We start from the raw sequence: 19,004 nt of genomic DNA, 5'->3' as shown, positions 1-19,004 counted from the left end.
GTATCTACGGGACATCTCTTTTGATTATTGATCTGTTTTTAGAAGTGTAGTTGAGTCCAAAACAGTGTTTTTCTAAGATAGGAAAAAGTAGCAGTTTTGTGAGTTTTGAGGCCTAAAAATGTTGTGTATTTAAATAGTATTATATTTAATTGACAAATGGAAGAACCTGAAAGAATTATTTTCCTAATTAAATTTGGTAAAAAAAGATATCTAGAATCTTTATTGAACAAGGGTGAATTATATTTTCAATCAATAAAAGCATTTAATCAAATAGAAAAATCCAACAAAGAGCAGGGAGATGAAAATGAAGGAGCTATATTTATTGAAAATTTCAAGAATATTAAGCTAACCTTGAATCATCCAAAGCATGGAGAATTTAAATTTAAAAGTGTACCTGATGCATTAACCAAGTTAACTCAATTTAATCATAACTATTTAACATGTAGTTTTTATGCTATTACAGATAAAGATTTTGAAAATTCTAATATTTTTGAAGTGGATGAAAAAATGTCAAGTTTTGGAGGTTATGGTTTAATAATTTCTAATCCTAAATTTTTTGTTGAAAGTGTAATTAATTATGCAGAAAAGGAAAATCTTAGTTTGCAAGCTAATAAAGTGACTTATCTAGATTTAGATAAAGAAGGACGTATTGAACTAAATCCATTTATAAAGAAAAAAGATCACAGTTATCAAAAGGAATATAGGATGGTAATAAAAAATTCTCTACAAGATTCAAAAATTTTATATTCTGATAAATTAGGTGATTTTGGTAAAATAATACCCATTCCCAAGGATAAAAAATTACCATTCAAAATTGAGCAATAAAATAATTGATTTTTTTTGATATAAAATGTTTGAATAGTCCAAGCTAGGTGCTACATAAAACTTCTCTCCTCGGATTTTTGGTAATCTAAATAATGGTAAGCAATTTAAATAGAATACTGTCTCTTTATCAAAAACTATTTTGGCAACTAAATTGTTACCTTAAAAAACAAAACCCTGTAAATTAAATATTTACAGGCTTTTTTGTGGAGTCGGAGACAACGACCAAAATTTCATTTTCCTAGTGTTTATAAGGGTTCAGAAAGGACGTTAGTTGAGGGGGTATCCATATAGGTATCACTTTAACATTTAGAACATAATTTTAACATAATTAAGCAATAATCTACCTGATTTAAAAATAGAATTAACGGAACCGACAGACGAAAATCACGAAAAACTTTTAGTAAACTTTCAAGCCGACATAGCATTTAGTAGAGATAAAATTAAAAATGCAAATATTGACTCCCATAAACTTTATTCTGAACCAATTTGTTTGGTTGTCTCTAAAAACCATAGGTTAAAAAAAAAGATTTGACTGGATTAGAAGACGAAAAGTTTATTATTTCTGGTTTACACCAAACCACTTTTTTTGCTTCGTTATTAAGGTCGTGGTTTTCAAACAATGAAATTGAACCCAAAGCCATTATTGAATCGGATTTTGGAGCAATGATAGTAAACCTCGTATCTAAAGGACTTGGAATCTCAATTTTACCGTTGTCATTCAAATCGGCAAAAGTCGAAAATGTTGTGTTTATAGAATTAGAGTAAAAAATAGATTTATACATAAACTGGCGAAAAAAGGAATTGAACAACACGATTAAAAAAGTGATTGAACTTGCAAAAAATGTGGAAAACAAAAACAGATGCTAAGATCCTATATAAAATCGTTATACCACATTGTAATGAAAAAACGCTATATGATGAAATGATATAGAAAATTTAAATTTTATAGGTAAAATTCAATTCTAATATTACTCGGATCGTTGAGCCAGATTTTTTCCTTTTTACTTGAATCATCGATATGGATTCCACTATTTTTTATTTCTTTTTCTTTTAAGACTTTTTCTATTTCCTTTAATTCTGACAGATTTTTAAGTCCGAATGCTACATGATCAAGACCAATAGCCGAAGGGGCAAATTCAGAATTCGATTTTTTTCCTTTGCTACAAAAATTAACATCGCTTGCCCGACATGATACATTGCTGTACTTGAATTGGTATAAAGCGCTTGACCAAATATTTTTGTGTAAAATTTTTCTGTTTCGGTTACATCCAAAATCGTAAAAACAATGTGGTGGATGGTCATATTTACTTGAATAGCTTCAGGTATCATTTTATGAATTTTATGAATTAAACTGGGCAAGGAGCATCATTATATATGATTATTGCACAGTAGCTAGTAAGTCATGAGGATAACCTAATGAAACCTTGCTTAAATTATCTAAACTCGTAATTTGTTCGTGAGTTAATTGAAGGGCTGTTGCCTGTAAAGAATCTTCAAAATGAGAAAGTTTACGAGCACCTATTAAAGGAAATACGTTTTTTGATAATACCCAAGCAAATGCAACTTGTCCAGCAGTAGCATTTATTTCTTTTGCTATTACAACCAGTTCATCAATGATTTTTTTTGTTCTGTGGTCTTCTGTATATTCAGAATCACTTCCTAGATTTAAACGGCCGGACGCTCCATTTCTGTATTTTCCAGTTAATTGACCACCCGCTAATGGTGAATAGATCATTGTTCCTAAACCAAATTCATCTGCCATAGGAAGAAACTCTCGGTCTACCGTTCGCTGCAACAAATTGTACTCTATTTGTAAAGCGGTTAATTTTGTCCGGCTTGCAATGGATGCAACCTTCCAAGCAGGAAAATTAGTTAAACCGGTATATAGAACTTTCCCTTCTTTAACCAAATCTTCTAACCCCCTTATAATTTCTTCCATAGGAGTTACACCATCATCAAAGTGAGGCATATAAATGTCAATATAATCGGTTTTTAATCGCTTCAAACTTGCTTCCACAGCCTGTTTCATCGATTTACGATGATTTCCATAATTGCTTTTGGCGGGATTAATTTGACTACTTTTTGTATATTTTGTACAGATAATAAAATTATTTCGTTGGTTTTTCAAAAAGTTTCCAACTATTTCTTCTGCTTCACCAAATTGATACAAATCAGATATATCAATAAAATTTCCTCCTGCATCTGTATAAGCAGAAAGTATTTTTTTAGATTCTTGTGGTGTAGCACCATAGCCTTTTCTAGTTCCAAAGTTCGCAGCTCCTAAAATTACTTCACTTGCATATAAGCCTGTATTAGAACCAAATAATTTATATTTCATATCGATTATTTTATGTATCCAAAATTACGTTCCTTAAACAGCAGAGTCAAGTACGGATAAATTTGTCCGTATTATAATTGCTATATTTGAATGTTAATTGATTTGGTATGTACGAAAGGAAAACCCCTGTAAACATAGATTGTGGACTGCATTTATTTATGGAAGTAATGAATGGTAAATGGAAGATCAATTTAGTTTGGTGTATCTATAATGAAATAAAAAGACCAAGTGATTTACAAAGAAAAATACCAAATGCTACTAGGCGTGTATTAGAGGGACAATTAAAACAATTAGTAAATCACGGCATTCTTTCAAAAAAAACGTATGATGTAAAACCTCCTAAAGTTGAATATAGTTTAACTGAGTTGGGAGAATCATTAATTCCAATTATTAAGTCTACAGCAAAATGGGGAGAAGATAATAGAGAAGAATTGGAAAAATTAATAGTGAAATAAGAAACTTACAAACCGTAAAACAACAATTGATGCTTTGTGTACTGCGAACAAACGCTAGAACAAGGGGCAATAATTTTGGCCACCTTAGTTTTTAACCAATCCGTAACTGATTGTTGTATGAAAACAGTATAAGGAACTAAACAGTAATGGTAACAAATTTCTATAAGAGTCGTCTAGTTTGAAAAAAGTATATGCGAACCATATTTTTATTCATTTTATCGATCAATTGTCTGTTTTCATTCTCTCAAAATAAAACATTAGGATCTTCTCAAAGCGATACTTTAGTTATCATTCAGAAAAATATAAACAAGGGTTTTTATCATGACTATATTTTGTTTATTCCAAAAGATACACCACGGAATGAAAAAACATATCTGTTGGTAGAGCCAAACAATACTGGGAGACCTACAGATAGTATAGAAGTTCACAAGCAATATGCTATTGATTTAGCATCGGTAAGTTCTGTTGGTAACAATATTTCTACAATGCTAAAAATCCCCTTACTTGTACCGATATTTCCTAGGCCGGCTCAACAAGAATTAATGTATACACACGCTTTAGACAGAGATGTAATATTAGAACAATCACCTGAATTAAAAAGGCTAGACTTGCAATTGCTTGCTATGATTAGTGATGCTAAAATGGTCTTAAAGAAAATGAACATTCAAGTTAATTCAAAAGTGTTTATGAATGGTTTTTCTGCATCAGCAACGTTTACAAACCGTTTTTCTTTTATTCATCCCCATGTTATTAAAGCATTAGCCATTGGTGGATTTAATGGAGAACTGATGTTGCCTCAACATAAAATTAATGGTACAAAATTAAATTATCCTCTTGGGCTAAATGACTTCTCAGATTTATTTGGAAAAAGGTTTGATATTGATTCGTATAAACAAATTCCTCAATTTATTTATATGGGAAAATTAGATGAAAATGATGCCGTCCAATTTGACGATGCTTATGGTGAAAATGAACGCCAAATAATTAATAATCATATAGGGGAAAAAGTACAAGAAAGATATGTAATATGTCAAAAGCTATATCAGGAAAAACATATTTTTCCACTTTTTAAAACGTATGAAAATGTTGGTCACTGGACAACCTCAGATGTAAATTTTGAGGTCATAAAATTCTTTTTCAACCAAATGAAATAAAGATATAGCTTAAGTTGGTAGGGGTTATGCAACTTCCGAATAGCGGGGATACATCATATATAATTTAATCAGATGTTTTATCTGGAATAGATTTTTGTAAGAAACATACAGATCAGTCTTTTACAGTGGAATTATTCAAATGGTTTTTAAGTACAATAGGACTATTCTCTAGTTTAAATTTCTAAATTCCTGTGGAGTAATTCCAATCTTTTGTTTGAATAATCTTGTAAAATGTTGCTGGTATTTAAAACCTAGTTCATCAGCTATTTGGTTGATAGATTTTCCAGGAATGAACAATTTTTCTTTAGCTTGATCTATTAATTTAGTTTGTATGTAATCTAAGGCCGTACTACCAGTCTCCTTTTTAATGAGATCACCGAAGTAATTTGGCGATAAATGAAGCTGCTCAGCACAATAAGTCACAGTAGGTAACCCCAAAGTTTGAGCTTTTCCTGAGCCAAAATAACGCTGCAATAATTCTTCAAATCTCACTAGAATATCTATATTTACATGGTTTCTTGTAATAAACTGCCTGTCGTAAAATCGTTTACAATAGTTTAGCAACAGCTCGATATTAGATACGATAAGTGGCTTACTGTGTTTGTCGATGTTCAAATCGATTTCATGTTCTATTTTGTCAAGACAGTCATTAATGGTAGCCCTTTCTTTCTTGGAAAGGTGTAATGCTTCATGTACAGCGTAGGAAAAGAAATTATAGTCCTTTATAACACTTCCCAACTGAGTTCTTAAAATTAAGTCAGGATGAAAGACTAAAGCTCTTCCGGAAGGTTTGATGATTTTTCCGCTGCTATCAATTCCATAAACCTGCCCCGGCGAAATAAATACCAAGGTTCCGTCTTCATAATCATAAGGCTGACAGCCATATCTGATATCTCCACATTTTACATTTTTAAGAAAAATACAGTATAAGCCCATATGTCTGCGAAACTGTATATAGGTTGGTATTTCATCAAAATTTATCACACTTACCAAAGGGTGTTTCGTATCAATGCCCATTGCCTCATTGTACTTTTTTACCGTATCAATTTTTATAATTGTTCCCATAGTTCAACCACTTTAAACAAAGTTATCAATCATTTTATTAGCAATGTATAGTTTATTACAAAAACAGTAAAACTGGTAAATATATCTGTATTCTATATAAATAAATAATGGAATCTATTCGGAAATTTGTTTTTAAAAGTTTTGAAAATGAAAATTATCAAACATGATAATACAGAGAAGATTAAAACTTATGCTTATCGCTATCACAAGAAATTTTTGATAACTATAGTTTAAAAATAATAATTGAAGCAAAATAAAATTGATGTACATGAAAATTAAAATCACAACAATTCTACTGCTGTTTTTCTTCACAATAAACATTGAAAACATGAACGCACAAACAAACGAAAAAGCTGTTTTTACAGCCTTAAATGAACACCAGCAGCATATGGCGGCTATCGCAGCTTTAACAGCTACGGGAAATACTGCCTTATTAAAGACAAAACTTAATGACGGTCTGGATGCAGGTCTTACTATAAACGAAATCAAGGAAGCTTTAACACAATTGTATGCGTATTGCGGTTTTCCACGTAGTTTAAATGCTCTAGGTGTTTTCAAATCTGTGGTGGAGGAACGTTCAGCAAGAGGAATAAAGGATAAGGAAGGCAAAGCCATCATTGTTGAAAATAAAACGAAGGACAAATACGAGCAGGGTAGAAAAACGCTTGAAGAATTGACTGGAAGGCGGCAGGAAAAACCTGCTCCTGGATTTGGTGAATTCACGCCACGAATCGATAATTTCCTTAAAGAACATCTTTTTGCAGATGTATTTAACAGTGATGTATTGAGCCATCGCCAAAGGGAGTTTGTGACCATTTCAGCACTTGCGTCTATGTCAGGTGTAGTACCACAACTTAAAGCACATATCGCAATGGGGAAAAATACTGGTATAACCGATGCCCAGCTAAACGAGCTTACCATGATCATCGACGAATTTGTAAGCCGTGAACAGGGGAATATTTTAAGGAAAGCTATTGGAGTTGATGAATTACCAATAACCAGCCCAGAAATGATGGTACGCATTTCTGAGATTGAAATCGTTCCTGAGTTTTTAGAACAATACAAAGCTATTTTAAAAGAGGAAGCAGCTGCTTCGGTTCATATAGAACCAGGTGTTGTGGGGATTTTTCCTATGTTCCAGAAAGAAACCCCTAACCAGGTAAGGATCGTAGAAATTTATGCAGACAAAAATGCGTACCAGTCACATCTGCAAACACCACATTTCAAAAATTATAAAGAGACAACGCTAGAAATGGTGAAATCGTTGAAACTCGTGGATATGGATGTTTTGGATACGCAAACCATGCTTGCGATTTTCAGTAAACTGGGCAATACCCAAACGGTAAACGGAAATAGGATTCCCTATATAAGTGAATTTCCTACAGGTGTTGAAAATACGGGGTATGCACAGTACTTTAAAGGAAAATCGTACATATCTCGTCTCACTTCAAACCAAGAATTAAACGTACCCATCTCCAATATCACCTTTGAACCTGGCTGTTACAACAATTGGCACAGTCACACGGGCGGACAAGTCCTTGTTGGTGTTGGCGGTATAGGTATCTATCAGGAAAGAGGAAAAAAAGCAAGACTGATCATACCGGGTGATGTAATTGAAATAGCCCCTAATGTAGAGCACTGGCATGGAGCCACCGCTAACAGTTGGTTCTCCCATCTCTCCATTATAGGTAATCCACAAACGAATGAAAACAACTGGTTAGAGCCTGTGAGTGAAGCAGATTATAAACTGGCTAACCAAAATTAAGCAATATGGAGCAGTCAAAAGATATTTTTGAAAGGTTGAAAAATGGAGAAGCCATTATACTGGGAGATCCGCAGGTCTATCAAATGCGGGAAGGTTCGTATGCAGCAAAAGAGATTTTGATAAAAATGAACGCCACTGCAAATGCATCAGAAACAAGGCAGATTTAATAAATAAAAAAAGGATTTAAGTATTAAGTGAATTTCTGTATTCCTTTGGAGAAATACCAACGTTCTTCTTAAACATTCTGGTAAAATGTTGGGGGTACTCAAAGCCTATTTCTTGGGCAATTTGGCTAATGGATTTCTCAATATTGAACATTTTTTCTTTCGCAATTTCAATTAATTTGTGTTGAATATGATCCAAGGCTGAAATCCCAGTTTCTTTTTTTATAAGGTCTCCAAAATAATTGGGCGATAAATGCAATTCATCAGCAAAGTAAGCAACTGTTGGGACTCCTATATTTTGAGGTTTATCCGATTTTAAATAATCTTTTAGTAAACTTTCAAATTGTTCTAATATCCCTTTGTTTACTTGTTTACGTGTAATGAATTGGCGGTCGTAGAAACGTGTTGTATAATTTAAAAATAGTTTAAGGTAGTCAACTATAAAAGTTTTGCTTAGACGATCCTTTGTTTTATGTTCCAACTCTGTTTCAATTTTACCAAAAATGTCCAAAATGATGTCTCGTTCTTTTTCTGATAAATGTAAGGCTTCATGAAATGAATAAGAAAAAAAAGAATAATCATCAATAACTTTTCCAAGTTCTGTACCTCTAATAAAATCAGAGTGAAAAATGAGAGCTTTACCTTTAGACTCGGTATCTTCTCTATGATTCTCTACTTCAAAAATTTGACCAGGAGCAATAAAAATTAAACTTTCTTCATCATAATCATACTGTTGTTTTCCGTATTTAATATCTCCACAAACCGATTGTTTAAACAAAATTGCATAAACTCCAAAGTTATATTTTCCAACTTCCGGCTTTTTAAGTCTTTCGTAATCTAAAATACTAATTAAGTTGTGTTCGGTTTTAGTTCCTCTTATTTCATTGTATTTCGCAACACTGTCAATAGTAACAATCCTGTCCATGCTTCACTATTTGGTATACAAATTTAGAAATAAATAGTTCAAAAGTAAAAATGGTATGGAGTTGAGTTAAATGGGTAATATTCTTCATGGTCAGAGGGGATACATTTGTCCTATAAAATGATTAACACAGAATTTTTAAGACATGAAAACGATAATATTAAATAACGGAGTTGAAATGCCAATTTTAGGATTTGGTGTTTACCAAGTAACTCCAGAAGAAACTGAACAAGTAGTTTCAAATGCACTTGAAGTAGGATACCGCTCTTTAGATACTGCTCAAGCATATTATAACGAAGAAGGTGTAGGGAAAGCCATTACTAAAAGTGGCATTTCCAGAAAAGACATTTTTTTAACTACTAAAGTATGGGTGTCTAATGCTGGTTATGAAAAAGCAAAAGCTTCCATTGATGAATCTTTAAAAAAATTACAAACCAGTTATATCGATTTGTTGTTAATACATCAACCATTTGGTGACTATTATGGTACTTATAGAGCCATGGAGGATGCATACAAAGAAGGTAAAGTAAGAGCAATTGGAGTTAGTAATTTCTATCCAGACCGCTACATCGATTTGGTTGAACATAACAATATTGTTCCTGCCATTAATCAATTGGAGACTAACATTTTTAATGGTCAAATTGAAAGTGAAAAAATAATGCAAGAGTACGGCACACAATTAGAATCATGGGCACCATTTGCTGAAGGGAAAAATAATTTTTTCAATAATGAAATTTTAACTGCAATTGGTGAAAAGTATCACAAATCTGTAGCACAGGTAACATTGCGCTATTTCATTCAACGTCAAGTAGTACTGATTCCTAAAACTGTAAACAAGGAACGAATGATTGAAAATTTATCAGTATTTGATTTTGAACTATCCAATGAAGATATGAAGCAAATTGCTGCATTGAATAAAGAAGAAACGGCTTTTTTCTCGCATAGAGATCCAGAGTTGGTAAAGTTCATTTTAAACTACGATAAAAACAATCGTTCATAAAATTAACCTTAAAACAATGAAACGATTTGAACATAAAACAGCCCTTATTACTGGAGCAGGAACTGGTATAGGGAGAGCAATTGCTAAACGCTTAGCTGAAGAAGGTGCTGTGGTGGTTATTATTGGCCGTACCGAAAGCACTTTAAAAGAATCAGCAAGTCAAAACAGAAAAATATCTTACATGGTTGTCGATTTAGAAAACACGAATGATATAGCGCGTTTGATAACTTCTTTACCTCAACTGGATATTTTGGTAAACAATGCGGGTGTTGCACCAGTAACCCCATTCACTGAAATCGACATGAACGAGTACGATAGTGTATTTGGTATCAATGTACGTAGCTTATTTGATTTAACAAAACAAGCATTACCAATGCTTAAAGAAACGAAAGGAAGTGTAATTAATATATCAACATCTATCGTATCAAAGCCATTAGCTAATATGTCCACCTATGCAGGAAGTAAAGCAGCAGTAAATATGCTGACAAAGGTGTGGGCCAAAGAATTGGCTAAGGATGGTATTCGAGTAAACTCCGTTGGTGTTGGACCAATTGAAACACCTATTTATGAGAAAACAGCTTTATCTGAAGAGAAATCCCAAAAGCACAAAGATAACGTAATGGCCATGGTTCCTTTGGGGCGTTTTGGTAAACCGGAAGAAGTAGCATCGGTGGTAGCCTTTCTTGCATCTGATGAAGCAAGTTTTGTAACAGGTTCAGATTATGGTGTTGATGGCGGTGCTGGAGCGTAGAAAGTTTAAATAGGATCAATAACGAATAAATTTAGAAAAAATGAAAATAGGAATTTTTGGAACCGGAATGGTTGGAAGAACACTGGCAGAAAGACTCATTTCCGATGGGCATGAAATTATGATTGGTACAAGAAATGTAGAGAATACACTGGCTAATACCAAACCTGATGTAATAGGGACACCTCCTTATAAAGAATGGCAGGTGAATAATAAAACGGTTGAATTAGGTACATTTTCTGAAGCTGCAAAATTTGGAGAGGTAGTTTTTATTTCAACGTTTGGTGATGTAGCTATCAATGCTATTGATCTGGCAGGAAAAGAGAATTTAGATGGTAAAGTTGTTATTGATACTACCAACCCTCTTGACCTTTCTAATGGCATTCCTCCAAGTTTTGGTGGAGCTATAGGAAACTCACTAGGAGAGCAAATCCAAAACCGCTTACCCAATGCTAAAGTAGTTAAGGCGTTTAACACATTGAGTATGCACATAGTGGTGAACCCTCAAAGAGAGGAAGGTTATCCCGTATTAATGGTAGCAGGAAATGATAATGAGGCTAAAGCTAAAGTAACAGAAATTGCAAAAGGCTGGGGTTGGAAAGATATCATGGATCTTGGAGTCATCGGGGAAGCCTTTTATATGGAATCATTTGCTTTGATGTGGATACGTTATGCTTTTCACAATAATAGTTGGTCGCACGCTTTTTCTTTTTTAAGAAAATAATGGCCTAGTTGATGAGGGATTTTTCTTTACAATTCCGAATTAAGATCATGGAGTTAATAAATTTAAAATCATAATAAATTGAAAACAGCATTAATTACCGGTGTGAGTACCAAAATAGGTTTGGGGTATGAAATCGCTAAGCAGTTAGGACAAGAAGGATTTCACGTAATCATTGCCGCAAGAAAATTTGAACAAGCTGATTCCATTGCAGCCGAATTGAATACACAAGGTATAAAGGCTTCAGCCGTATGCATTGATCTTTTAGATAGGGCAAGTATTACTGAAGCCGTAAAGAAAGTGAAAAGAGATCATCAAACATTGGATGTCCTTATCAATAATGCGGCACTAATGTTAGATGGTTCTGCAACAGCCTTTGAAAAAAACTTAGACGAATTTAATATAGAATTTGAAACGAATGTAACGGGTACATGGGCTGTTACTCAATATTTTTATCCTTTAATAGTAGCTAGTGGTCATGGTAGAATCGTAAATGTTTCTAGTGGAGCAGGTTCTTACGGAGATCTAGATTTCGGAATAATCAATTTTCCTGGACCAGCATTGAACATGATGGGAGATTATCCTTTGACTCCATATGCGATAACGAAATTGGCTCTTAACGGTCTTACAGTTAAGATGAGTAAAGACTTTAGAAGGGATAATGTACTGGTGAATGCAATCTGTCCAGGTTTTACAGCCACACGTCCCGGTTTGGCAGCATATGGAGCTCGGCCAGTAAGCGAAAGCGCCAAGGGAATAGTATGGGCAGCTACCTTAGCTGATAATGGACCAACTGGGCAATTTTTTAGAGATGGAAAGCCTTTACCTTGGTAAACAACCAAAAGTATAGAAAAATAAAAAACAGGTTTTAATTCAGAAAATTAGTTTGAACAATTAAATAAAAAGTAAAATGAAAAAAGTAGCAATAGTATATTATTCAGGTACTGGTCACACTGAAAAATTAGCAGAAGCAATTGAGAAAGGTGCCAATTCAGTTGAAGGTGTAGAAGCCAACTTAATAGCAATAAATCCATCTGATATAATTAATGGTAGTTATAAAAATCAACACGTTATAGACCAATTAGATGAGAGTGATGCTATCATATTTGGTTCTCCTACTTATATGGGTGGTGTTTCTGCTCAGTTTAAAGCTTTAGCTGATGCAACATCTTATAGTTGGATTAATCAAAAATGGAAAAACAAACTTGCTGCGGGTTTTACAGTATCAGGTGCTAAAAGTGGTGATAAGTTGCATACACTTCAGTATTTTAATTTGTTTGCAATGCAACACGGTATGATTTGGGTAAGTTTAGGAGAATTACCTGGTCAATCTAATGGGATTAACAATTTAGGAAGTTGGATTGGTGTAATGGCGGTTGCTCAAAACGAAGATCCTTCAATAACTCCAAGCATTGAAGATAAAAATACAGCAGAAATTCTTGGTCATAGAGTTGCAACACTTGCTTTGGCTTATCAATTATAATTTAAATAAAACGATGAAAAATGTTATTGTTGATATAGTAGCACATGCTACTCAAATTCCAAATTTTGAAGAATTATTACCTCTTGAAAATCAAGTAGTATCTAATTGGAAAAAGGAGGGGCTTTTAGAACAACTATATCTGAAACATGATACAACAGGTGTATTTCTTGTTTTTTCAGATTTAAAACAAAGCAAAGTGGAAGAATTAATAAAAACCTTGCCTTTGTATCAGTTTTTTGAAAAAATTGAAATCAACACTGTAGAAAAACAATTTTAATACAGTAGTATTATGAAATATTTAGTGACTGCAGCAAGTGGCAAGTTAGGAACATTCGTCATTGATTACTTGCTCAAAAAAACAAATGCAGAAAATATAATAGCGATGATTCGCGACCCTAAAAAGGCAGCGAATCTGGAACAAAAAGGAATTGAAGTAAGGATTGCCGATTATACCCATGAAAAGGCTATGGAGGCAGCTTTTCAAGGAGTTGATAAAGTATTGTTTATCTCATCCAATGCAAATCCAAATACCCTTTCAGATCCTACGTTTTCAAGAATAGATCAACATAGGGCTGTGATAAATTCGCTTAAAAATGCAAACGTAAAATTTGTAGCTTATACAAGTTTGGTAAATGCTAAAGCATCTAAAACGTTTTTAGCAGAAGACCATAGAAATACCGAGAAGTTACTTGAGGAGTCAGGTCTAAACTATACGGTTCTTCGCAATAATTGGTATTTAGAAAACGAACTATCACTTCTAGTTAACGCATCAAAAGGAAACCTTTTTGCTTATTCCTCAGAAGAAGGCAAAGTTGGTTGGGCTTTAGAAAGAGAATATGCAGAAGCTGCTGCCAACGTCCTTTTTATAGAGAATCCTCAACTCATATATGAATTAGGAGGAACGTCCTCAACGTATGCAGAGTTAGCAAAAGCATTAAAGAAAGCGACTAATACAGATTTTGACGTAAAAAAAATAAGTCAAGTTGAATACAAAAATCTTTTGAAGGAAGCAGGGTTGGCAGAAAATATAGCGGAAGCATTGGCTTCTTTCCAAAATGACATACAAAATGGTGTATTAGACCTTCCATCAAATGATTTAGAAATTTTATTGGAGAGAAAACCCTCATCATTATTTGAGGGGCTAAAAGAATTAATTCAGTAATTAAATGAAAATTTAGAATGAAAAAGATAAATTTTATTACGGGTGCTTCACGCTGTTTAGTAAAAATTTAGACAGAAGTTATTCCCGTAAATTTTATAATCTCTCTTTTGAATACCATCCGCCCAAATATTTGGTGGAAAAAGTCAAGACATGAAAATTTGTTTGATAAATTCTTAATAAGTGTATTACTAAACTAAAAGGCAATAAGTTTCATGTTTGGGAACTTGTTGTCCTTTAATTTAAATTTCTATATTCTAATGGAGTTTTACCTGTTTTTTGTTTAAATAATTTAGAGAAATGAGAAGGACTTTTAAATCCCAAGTCATATGCTATTTCTCCTAAAGTTCTAGTCGGATCAGAAATTTTATTTTTGGCTAAATTAATTATTTTGTTTTGTATATATTCATGTGGCGTTTTACCGGTTTCTTTTTTTACCAAATCACCAAAATAATTTGGCGATAGATATAATTCAGATGCGCAATAGGAAACAGTGGGAAGTCCTAATTCTTGGGGTTTATTTGTTTGAAAATAAGTTCTAATGAGTTCTTCAAATCGTTCAAGTATGCCATAATTCATTTTCTCTCTGGTTATGAACTGTCGGTCATAAAATCGGATGCAGTAACTCAATAAAAGTTCGATGGCAGAGATGATTACTCGCTTGCTATGCTGATCAATGGGTCTTTCAATTTCTGATTTTATCCTTGCAAAACAATCCAGAATATTTGCCTGCTCAGTTTCAGACATATACAGTGCTTCTTTCATTGCATAATTGAAAAATGTGTACTCGTGAAAGTTTTTGAGCAGTGATGTTCTATGCAGAAAATCAGGATGGAAGGCCAATGCATAACCCTTTGGTTGATGTAATTCTTCCGTTTCTTCTAATCGAATGACCTGTCCGGGTGAAAAAAACAACAAGGCACCTTCATTATAATCATACGAACTGCGGCCATATTCTATTTCGCCACAATATTTGTCTTTAAAAACAATGATGTATAAACCCACATTCAATTGGGTGTAGCTATTCAGCGGTCCTTTTGATAAATCAACAATACTTACCAAAGGATTTACAGTCGTTTGTCCTCCATACTTATTGTAACTATCTACTGTATTAAAATTCACTGTATTCTTCATTGCAATTCTATTTTTCTAAAGCAAATTTATCCAAATTATAATAATGTAAAACAGAAGGTTATCCATTTCTGTAAAATGTAACAGCATCTCTGTAATTGATATAAGTAGCTCTGTATGAAAGCGGATAATTTTGTAGTAACAAAAATAAAGATGATCAAAGATGGAATTATTATTTAAAAATAAGGTGGCACTGGTCACCGGTGCAGCTTCAGGATTAGGTTTGGAAACAGCCAGACAATTTGCTGAATCAGGCGCGTCAGTAGTGTTGGCTGATTTCAATCAACAGGCATTAGATGAAGCCGTTAAATTACTTTTAGATAAAGGATATGATGTGATAGGTATTAAATGCGATGTAAGCAGTGAAGCTGAAGTAAAAAATATGGTGGAACAAGTGATTCAAAAATTTGGAAAGCTAGATATAGCTTATAACAATGCAGGTATGCACGTTGCCGTAGCTGAAACAGCTGATGCTTTGTCCGAAGACTTCGATAGAGCCATTGCCGTGAACCTAAAAGGCATATGGCTTTGCATGAAATATGAATTACAGCAAATGCGCGAGCAAGGTTCAGGATCTATTGTGAATTGTTCCTCTCAAAGCGGTATTGTAGGCACTGCCAATTTAGGTGCATATACGGCTGCCAAACATGGCGTTGTGGGACTGACTAAAGCAACGGCATTAGAATATGCTCCAAAAGGGATTCGTGTGAACTGTATTTGTCCAGGAACTACTGATACACCAATGGTCGCCTACGCCATTGCTGATCATCCTGAGCACATGGATGCCATCATTAGTAGTATTCCAAAAGGTAGAATGGGAAAATCTGAAGAGTTAGCGTCTACGGTGCTTTGGTTATCGAGTGATGCCGCTGGTTTCATGATTGGGCAAGCTGTGGTTCCGGATGGAGGGTATACTATTAAATAATTAAAAAAATATCGTTATGTCAAAAAGAAGAGATTTTATTAAAAAAGCTAGCCTAGCCTCCGGTGCTTTGGCTGTATCAAGCATGACTTCTGCAAATTCAGTGTTCCATCATGATACAAATCAAAATTTCAATAACTCACCAGCAAAAAGCCCTTCAATTACGCTAAATAATGGTGTTGAAATGCCGGTTTTAGGTGTTGGATCTTTTGCTTTACCTACCATTCAAGCGGCTGAAAACATTGCTTTCGCTTTACAAAATGGGTATCGTTTGGTGGATACTGCAACCAATTACGGAAATGAAAAAGAGGTAGGAGAAGGAATCAAAAGAAGTGGTATTAATCGTTCCGAGCTATTTATTACTACCAAATTATGGATAGAAGATTACGGTTATGATAACGCTATCGAAGCTTTTGAGAATAGCCTTAACCTTTTAGGGTTGGATTATTTGGATTTGTATATTTTACACTGGCCGGTTCCTACGGATTTTGATAAAACAGTACAAGCTTACAAAGCATTAGAAAAATTATATGCCGATAAAAAAATCCGTGCTATTGGAGTAAGTAATTTTACTCCGGAGCATCTAGAAAACCTCATGTCTCAAACCTCGATTGTACCTGCTGTTAATCAGGTTGAGTTACATCCCTATCTTATCCAAAAGGAATTGAGAGACTTCCATAAAAAACATGGTATAGTTACAGAATCTTGGGGTCCTATTGGAGGTGAGTTAGCCAATAGTGCTAGTAACCCAACAACTCCGATAAGACTTTTACAGGATTATACCATTGTTAAGCTAGCTGAAAAGTATAAAAAAGTAACAGCACAGATTGTTCTTCGCTGGCATATCCAAAAAGGATTAATAGCCATTCCTAAGTCGCAGCATTACGAACGTTTGTTGTACAATATCAACATCTTTGATTTTGAGCTAAGCGCTGAAGACATGAGCGCAATAGACAACTTAAATAAAAACTTACATGGTGGCCCATTACCTAATCTTTTCGATGTACCCGCTTTTAAAAAAATTATTGCAGGAAGGAAAAACAAAATACAAGGATAAAAAATAGAAAATCATGGAATATATAAAATTAAATAACGGTGTAACAATGCCGATGTTGGGCTTTGGTGTTTACCAGATGAATGACTTGGCTGAATGTGAAAAAAGTGTAACAGATGCTATACAAGCTGGTTACCGTCTAATTGATACTGCTTCAAAATATGGAAATGAAGAAGCTGTTGGAAAAGGGATTAAAAATAGTGGAGTGGCTCGTGAAGAACTGTTTATAACCACGAAGCTTTGGCTACAGGATGCCGGATATGAACATACCAAAAAGGCATTTGAACTTTCGCTTAAAAATTTAGGATTGGATTATTTAGACCTCTACCTAATTCACCAACCTTTTAATGATGTGTATGGTTCTTGGCGAGCTATGGAAGCGTTGTACAAAGAAGGTAAAATACGTGCCATTGGCGTAAGTAATTTTCGCCCTGATAGGTTAATGGATTTTATACTATACAATGAAATTAAACCTGCCGTTAATCAAATTGAAACACATCCTTTCAATCAGCAGATAGAGAACAATCAATTTCTAACAGACAATGACATACTGCACCAATCTTGGTCTCCATTTGGTCAAGGTAAACTAAATGTTTTTGAAAATGAATTGCTTAACAATATTGCTAAAAAACATAACAAATCAGTAGCACAGGTGGTATTACGCTGGATGATTCAAAGAGGCATTGTGGTTATCCCTAAATCAGTTCACTTAAAACGTATCAAAGAAAACATCAATGTCTTTGATTTCAAATTAGATGACACGGATATGAAAGACATCAAATCTATCGACACAGGAAAAAGTACATTTAAAAACCATACAGACCCAGAAGTGGTAAAATGGTTTAGTGAATTATAAAAATAGAATTATGCAGTATAGAAAATTGAGAGATGTTAAGGTAAGCGCAGTGGGTTACGGCTGCATGGGGTTGAGCCATGCTTATGGTCCGCTTCCGGAAGCAAATGATAGTTTAGCGTTAATTCGTTATGCATTCGATCAGGGATGTAATTTTTTTGATACCGCAGAAGGCTACGGTAATGGTCACAATGAAATGTTGCTTGGTAAGGCTGTAAAAGATATCCGCAAGGATGTCGTAATTGCTACCAAGCTGTATATTCAAAAGGACGAAACGCTTATTTCAAGAGAAGCGCTATTGCAACAGGCAGCAGAAACACTTCAAATTAAAAAACGCTTGACGATGCATATTGCGAGACATAGCTTTGGAAATTTATCAGGCGATAAAATTCCAATTCAAATGTTGCAAAAATTGTACAGACATTCTTCTATTTTAACTACCATTGGCTACCAAGCACATTTCATGCAACAAGAGGCTGACGATGCATTGGATAGTGTAGTTAATTTTTAGGTTTCGTTTTTTTAATATTTTAGTTCTATGTTTTTAAAGAGTATAAAGACAACGATAGTCTGAACCAAAAATACATTGAAGAGTACAAAGAAAAAGTAAAAACAAATTCTTTAGTAGAATACTGGAAATTGTCTCTAGAAGAGTTATAAAGACGTTACCAAGAATACTTGAAAAGTCAAATAATGGTCTTATCCGCCATTTGTTTTTTTGGGCACGTATGCATTGCGTGTCCCTTTTTTGTATGTAAAGCTACAATAACGCATATCAAAACAAATCGTTCTTAAACAAGAATATGAGAGATGATTTTAAATTGAAATTTTGTATAGATTCATTAATGAGAACTACATCCTATATTAAACACTCCCTTTCATATCTTAAGAAAGGGAGTGTTTATCACTTGTTATTTTTATTGGTCTCAGAACAGGGATATTAAAACCCTGCAATTTTATTGCAGCACTTTAGTAGTGCGATAAAATTTTGTAGATTAGTTTATGACGAGCTATAATCGAAAGGGTGCACATACCACCAGCCGTCTTAGTTGCCACATAGTTTGGTCTACCAAGTATAGATATAAAGTTTTAAAAGGAGATATTCAATCACGATGTCGCGAACTACTGATACAAATATGTGATGCAGAGGGGATTGAGATCTTAAAAGGAGTTGTAAGTCAAGACCATGTGCACATGCATATAGAATATGCTCCTAAATATAGTATAAGCTCAATAGTGAAACAA

24 protein-coding genes are annotated in these 19,004 nt (G+C 33.9%); 19 read left to right on the top strand and 5 right to left on the bottom strand.

Going from position 1 to position 19,004, the window contains the following annotated elements; all coding sequences use genetic code 11:
• Window positions 1-156 precede the first annotated feature (156 nt).
• The 3 genes from BM383_RS15475 to BM383_RS19075 all read left to right on the top strand — a co-directional run bounded on the left by BM383_RS15475 (window position 157) and on the right by BM383_RS19075 (window position 1,590).
• Complete coding sequence (locus BM383_RS15475) at window positions 157-825, top strand: hypothetical protein (RefSeq protein WP_093026056.1); 669 nt, start codon at window positions 157-159, stop codon at window positions 823-825.
• Between the two features lie 355 nt (window positions 826-1,180).
• On the top strand, window positions 1,181-1,357 hold the full coding sequence (locus BM383_RS19080; RefSeq protein ID WP_262501740.1) for a LysR family transcriptional regulator substrate-binding protein: 177 nt from the start codon (window positions 1,181-1,183) through the stop codon (window positions 1,355-1,357).
• Entirely contained in the window at window positions 1,354-1,590 is a 237-nt protein-coding gene (locus BM383_RS19075) for a LysR substrate-binding domain-containing protein (RefSeq protein ID WP_262501739.1), read from the top strand. Before BM383_RS19080 ends, BM383_RS19075 begins: the two co-directional genes overlap by 4 nt.
• Before the next feature lie 336 nt (window positions 1,591-1,926).
• Here BM383_RS19075 and BM383_RS15465 read toward each other — a convergent pair whose 3' ends face one another.
• Both BM383_RS15465 and BM383_RS15460 read right to left on the bottom strand, forming a co-directional pair.
• Window positions 1,927-2,154: a VOC family protein gene (locus BM383_RS15465; protein WP_093026055.1), complete on the bottom strand. Its 228-nt coding sequence runs from the start codon at window positions 2,152-2,154 to the stop codon at window positions 1,927-1,929.
• 49 nt (window positions 2,155-2,203) lie between these two features.
• Window positions 2,204-3,163, bottom strand: coding sequence for an aldo/keto reductase (locus tag BM383_RS15460; protein ID WP_093026054.1), 960 nt, complete (start codon window positions 3,161-3,163; stop codon window positions 2,204-2,206).
• 107 nt (window positions 3,164-3,270) lie between these two features.
• Between BM383_RS15460 and BM383_RS15455 the strand changes: the two genes are divergently transcribed.
• Both BM383_RS15455 and BM383_RS15450 read left to right on the top strand, forming a co-directional pair.
• Window positions 3,271-3,618, top strand: coding sequence for a winged helix-turn-helix transcriptional regulator (locus tag BM383_RS15455; RefSeq protein ID WP_093026053.1), 348 nt, complete (start codon window positions 3,271-3,273; stop codon window positions 3,616-3,618).
• Window positions 3,619-3,809: 191 nt separating this feature from the next.
• The gene (locus BM383_RS15450; RefSeq protein WP_093026052.1) at window positions 3,810-4,772 is read left to right on the top strand and encodes a hypothetical protein; all 963 of its coding nucleotides are present in this window, start codon (window positions 3,810-3,812) and stop codon (window positions 4,770-4,772) included.
• A gap of 168 nt (window positions 4,773-4,940) precedes the next feature.
• On the opposite strand, the gene BM383_RS15445 is transcribed toward BM383_RS15450, so the two are convergent.
• A complete protein-coding gene (locus tag BM383_RS15445; RefSeq protein ID WP_093026051.1) occupies window positions 4,941-5,837 on the bottom strand; it encodes a helix-turn-helix domain-containing protein in 897 nt (298 codons plus the stop codon).
• Window positions 5,838-6,105: 268 nt separating this feature from the next.
• Between BM383_RS15445 and BM383_RS19035 the strand changes: the two genes are divergently transcribed.
• Window positions 6,106-7,602 (top strand): carboxymuconolactone decarboxylase family protein, encoded by a 1,497-nt coding sequence (locus BM383_RS19035; protein WP_093026050.1) that lies wholly within the window; start codon window positions 6,106-6,108, stop codon window positions 7,600-7,602.
• Between the two features lie 5 nt (window positions 7,603-7,607).
• Window positions 7,608-7,769, top strand: a complete 162-nt coding sequence (locus BM383_RS18885) for a hypothetical protein (protein WP_177229145.1) — start codon at window positions 7,608-7,610, stop codon at window positions 7,767-7,769.
• Window positions 7,770-7,785: 16 nt separating this feature from the next.
• On the opposite strand, the gene BM383_RS15435 is transcribed toward BM383_RS18885, so the two are convergent.
• Window positions 7,786-8,691 (bottom strand): helix-turn-helix domain-containing protein, encoded by a 906-nt coding sequence (locus tag BM383_RS15435; protein ID WP_093026049.1) that lies wholly within the window; start codon window positions 8,689-8,691, stop codon window positions 7,786-7,788.
• A gap of 142 nt (window positions 8,692-8,833) precedes the next feature.
• Between BM383_RS15435 and BM383_RS15430 the strand changes: the two genes are divergently transcribed.
• From BM383_RS15430 to BM383_RS15400, 7 genes are all read left to right on the top strand, one after another.
• Entirely contained in the window at window positions 8,834-9,688 is an 855-nt protein-coding gene (locus BM383_RS15430; protein WP_093026048.1) for an aldo/keto reductase, read from the top strand.
• Window positions 9,689-9,704: 16 nt separating this feature from the next.
• A complete protein-coding gene (locus BM383_RS15425; RefSeq protein WP_093026047.1) occupies window positions 9,705-10,439 on the top strand; it encodes an SDR family NAD(P)-dependent oxidoreductase in 735 nt (244 codons plus the stop codon).
• A gap of 40 nt (window positions 10,440-10,479) precedes the next feature.
• Window positions 10,480-11,160, top strand: coding sequence for an NADPH-dependent F420 reductase (locus BM383_RS15420; RefSeq protein WP_093026046.1), 681 nt, complete (start codon window positions 10,480-10,482; stop codon window positions 11,158-11,160).
• Between the two features lie 78 nt (window positions 11,161-11,238).
• Complete coding sequence (locus tag BM383_RS15415) at window positions 11,239-11,991, top strand: SDR family NAD(P)-dependent oxidoreductase (RefSeq protein ID WP_218157952.1); 753 nt, start codon at window positions 11,239-11,241, stop codon at window positions 11,989-11,991.
• Between the two features lie 76 nt (window positions 11,992-12,067).
• Entirely contained in the window at window positions 12,068-12,640 is a 573-nt protein-coding gene (locus BM383_RS15410; protein WP_093026045.1) for a flavodoxin family protein, read from the top strand.
• A gap of 13 nt (window positions 12,641-12,653) precedes the next feature.
• A complete protein-coding gene (locus BM383_RS15405) occupies window positions 12,654-12,917 on the top strand; it encodes a hypothetical protein (RefSeq protein WP_093026044.1) in 264 nt (87 codons plus the stop codon).
• Between the two features lie 12 nt (window positions 12,918-12,929).
• A complete protein-coding gene (locus BM383_RS15400) occupies window positions 12,930-13,802 on the top strand; it encodes an SDR family oxidoreductase (protein WP_093026043.1) in 873 nt (290 codons plus the stop codon).
• Between the two features lie 234 nt (window positions 13,803-14,036).
• Here BM383_RS15400 and BM383_RS15395 read toward each other — a convergent pair whose 3' ends face one another.
• Entirely contained in the window at window positions 14,037-14,933 is an 897-nt protein-coding gene (locus BM383_RS15395) for a helix-turn-helix domain-containing protein (RefSeq protein WP_093026042.1), read from the bottom strand.
• A gap of 184 nt (window positions 14,934-15,117) precedes the next feature.
• Between BM383_RS15395 and BM383_RS15390 the strand changes: the two genes are divergently transcribed.
• From BM383_RS15390 to tnpA, 5 genes are all read left to right on the top strand, one after another.
• On the top strand, window positions 15,118-15,855 hold the full coding sequence (locus tag BM383_RS15390) for an SDR family NAD(P)-dependent oxidoreductase (protein ID WP_218157951.1): 738 nt from the start codon (window positions 15,118-15,120) through the stop codon (window positions 15,853-15,855).
• A gap of 16 nt (window positions 15,856-15,871) precedes the next feature.
• Window positions 15,872-16,909, top strand: coding sequence for an aldo/keto reductase (locus BM383_RS15385; RefSeq protein ID WP_177229144.1), 1,038 nt, complete (start codon window positions 15,872-15,874; stop codon window positions 16,907-16,909).
• Window positions 16,910-16,922: 13 nt separating this feature from the next.
• Window positions 16,923-17,762, top strand: coding sequence for an aldo/keto reductase (locus BM383_RS15380; RefSeq protein ID WP_093026039.1), 840 nt, complete (start codon window positions 16,923-16,925; stop codon window positions 17,760-17,762).
• A gap of 10 nt (window positions 17,763-17,772) precedes the next feature.
• A complete protein-coding gene (locus BM383_RS19070; RefSeq protein ID WP_177229143.1) occupies window positions 17,773-18,270 on the top strand; it encodes an aldo/keto reductase in 498 nt (165 codons plus the stop codon).
• A gap of 491 nt (window positions 18,271-18,761) precedes the next feature.
• The coding region (gene tnpA, locus BM383_RS15370) for an IS200/IS605 family transposase (protein ID WP_143106443.1) at window positions 18,762-19,004 on the top strand (243 nt) is incomplete at its 3' end.

This window comes from Pustulibacterium marinum (assembly GCF_900116665.1).
Classification (GTDB): domain Bacteria; phylum Bacteroidota; class Bacteroidia; order Flavobacteriales; family Flavobacteriaceae; genus Pustulibacterium; species Pustulibacterium marinum.
This window is presented reverse-complemented; position numbering and strand designations above follow the sequence as displayed.

Bases quoted from the DNA above. Each gene is read 5' to 3' on its own strand.
- BM383_RS15475 (WP_093026056.1), top strand. From the start codon at position 157: ATGGAAGAACCTGAAAGAATTATTTTCCTAATTAAATTTGGTAAAAAA.
- BM383_RS15465 (WP_093026055.1), bottom strand. From the start codon at position 2,154: ATGATACCTGAAGCTATTCAAGTAAATATGACCATCCACCACATTGTT.
- BM383_RS15460 (WP_093026054.1), bottom strand. From the start codon at position 3,163: ATGAAATATAAATTATTTGGTTCTAATACAGGCTTATATGCAAGTGAA.
- BM383_RS15455 (WP_093026053.1), top strand. From the start codon at position 3,271: ATGTACGAAAGGAAAACCCCTGTAAACATAGATTGTGGACTGCATTTA.
- BM383_RS15450 (WP_093026052.1), top strand. From the start codon at position 3,810: ATGCGAACCATATTTTTATTCATTTTATCGATCAATTGTCTGTTTTCA.
- BM383_RS15445 (WP_093026051.1), bottom strand. From the start codon at position 5,837: ATGGGAACAATTATAAAAATTGATACGGTAAAAAAGTACAATGAGGCA.
- BM383_RS19035 (WP_093026050.1), top strand. From the start codon at position 6,106: ATGAAAATTAAAATCACAACAATTCTACTGCTGTTTTTCTTCACAATA.
- BM383_RS18885 (WP_177229145.1), top strand. From the start codon at position 7,608: ATGGAGCAGTCAAAAGATATTTTTGAAAGGTTGAAAAATGGAGAAGCC.
- BM383_RS15435 (WP_093026049.1), bottom strand. From the start codon at position 8,691: ATGGACAGGATTGTTACTATTGACAGTGTTGCGAAATACAATGAAATA.
- BM383_RS15430 (WP_093026048.1), top strand. From the start codon at position 8,834: ATGAAAACGATAATATTAAATAACGGAGTTGAAATGCCAATTTTAGGA.
- BM383_RS15425 (WP_093026047.1), top strand. From the start codon at position 9,705: ATGAAACGATTTGAACATAAAACAGCCCTTATTACTGGAGCAGGAACT.
- BM383_RS15420 (WP_093026046.1), top strand. From the start codon at position 10,480: ATGAAAATAGGAATTTTTGGAACCGGAATGGTTGGAAGAACACTGGCA.
- BM383_RS15410 (WP_093026045.1), top strand. From the start codon at position 12,068: ATGAAAAAAGTAGCAATAGTATATTATTCAGGTACTGGTCACACTGAA.
- BM383_RS15405 (WP_093026044.1), top strand. From the start codon at position 12,654: ATGAAAAATGTTATTGTTGATATAGTAGCACATGCTACTCAAATTCCA.
- BM383_RS15400 (WP_093026043.1), top strand. From the start codon at position 12,930: ATGAAATATTTAGTGACTGCAGCAAGTGGCAAGTTAGGAACATTCGTC.
- BM383_RS15395 (WP_093026042.1), bottom strand. From the start codon at position 14,933: ATGAAGAATACAGTGAATTTTAATACAGTAGATAGTTACAATAAGTAT.
- BM383_RS15385 (WP_177229144.1), top strand. From the start codon at position 15,872: ATGTCAAAAAGAAGAGATTTTATTAAAAAAGCTAGCCTAGCCTCCGGT.
- BM383_RS15380 (WP_093026039.1), top strand. From the start codon at position 16,923: ATGGAATATATAAAATTAAATAACGGTGTAACAATGCCGATGTTGGGC.
- BM383_RS19070 (WP_177229143.1), top strand. From the start codon at position 17,773: ATGCAGTATAGAAAATTGAGAGATGTTAAGGTAAGCGCAGTGGGTTAC.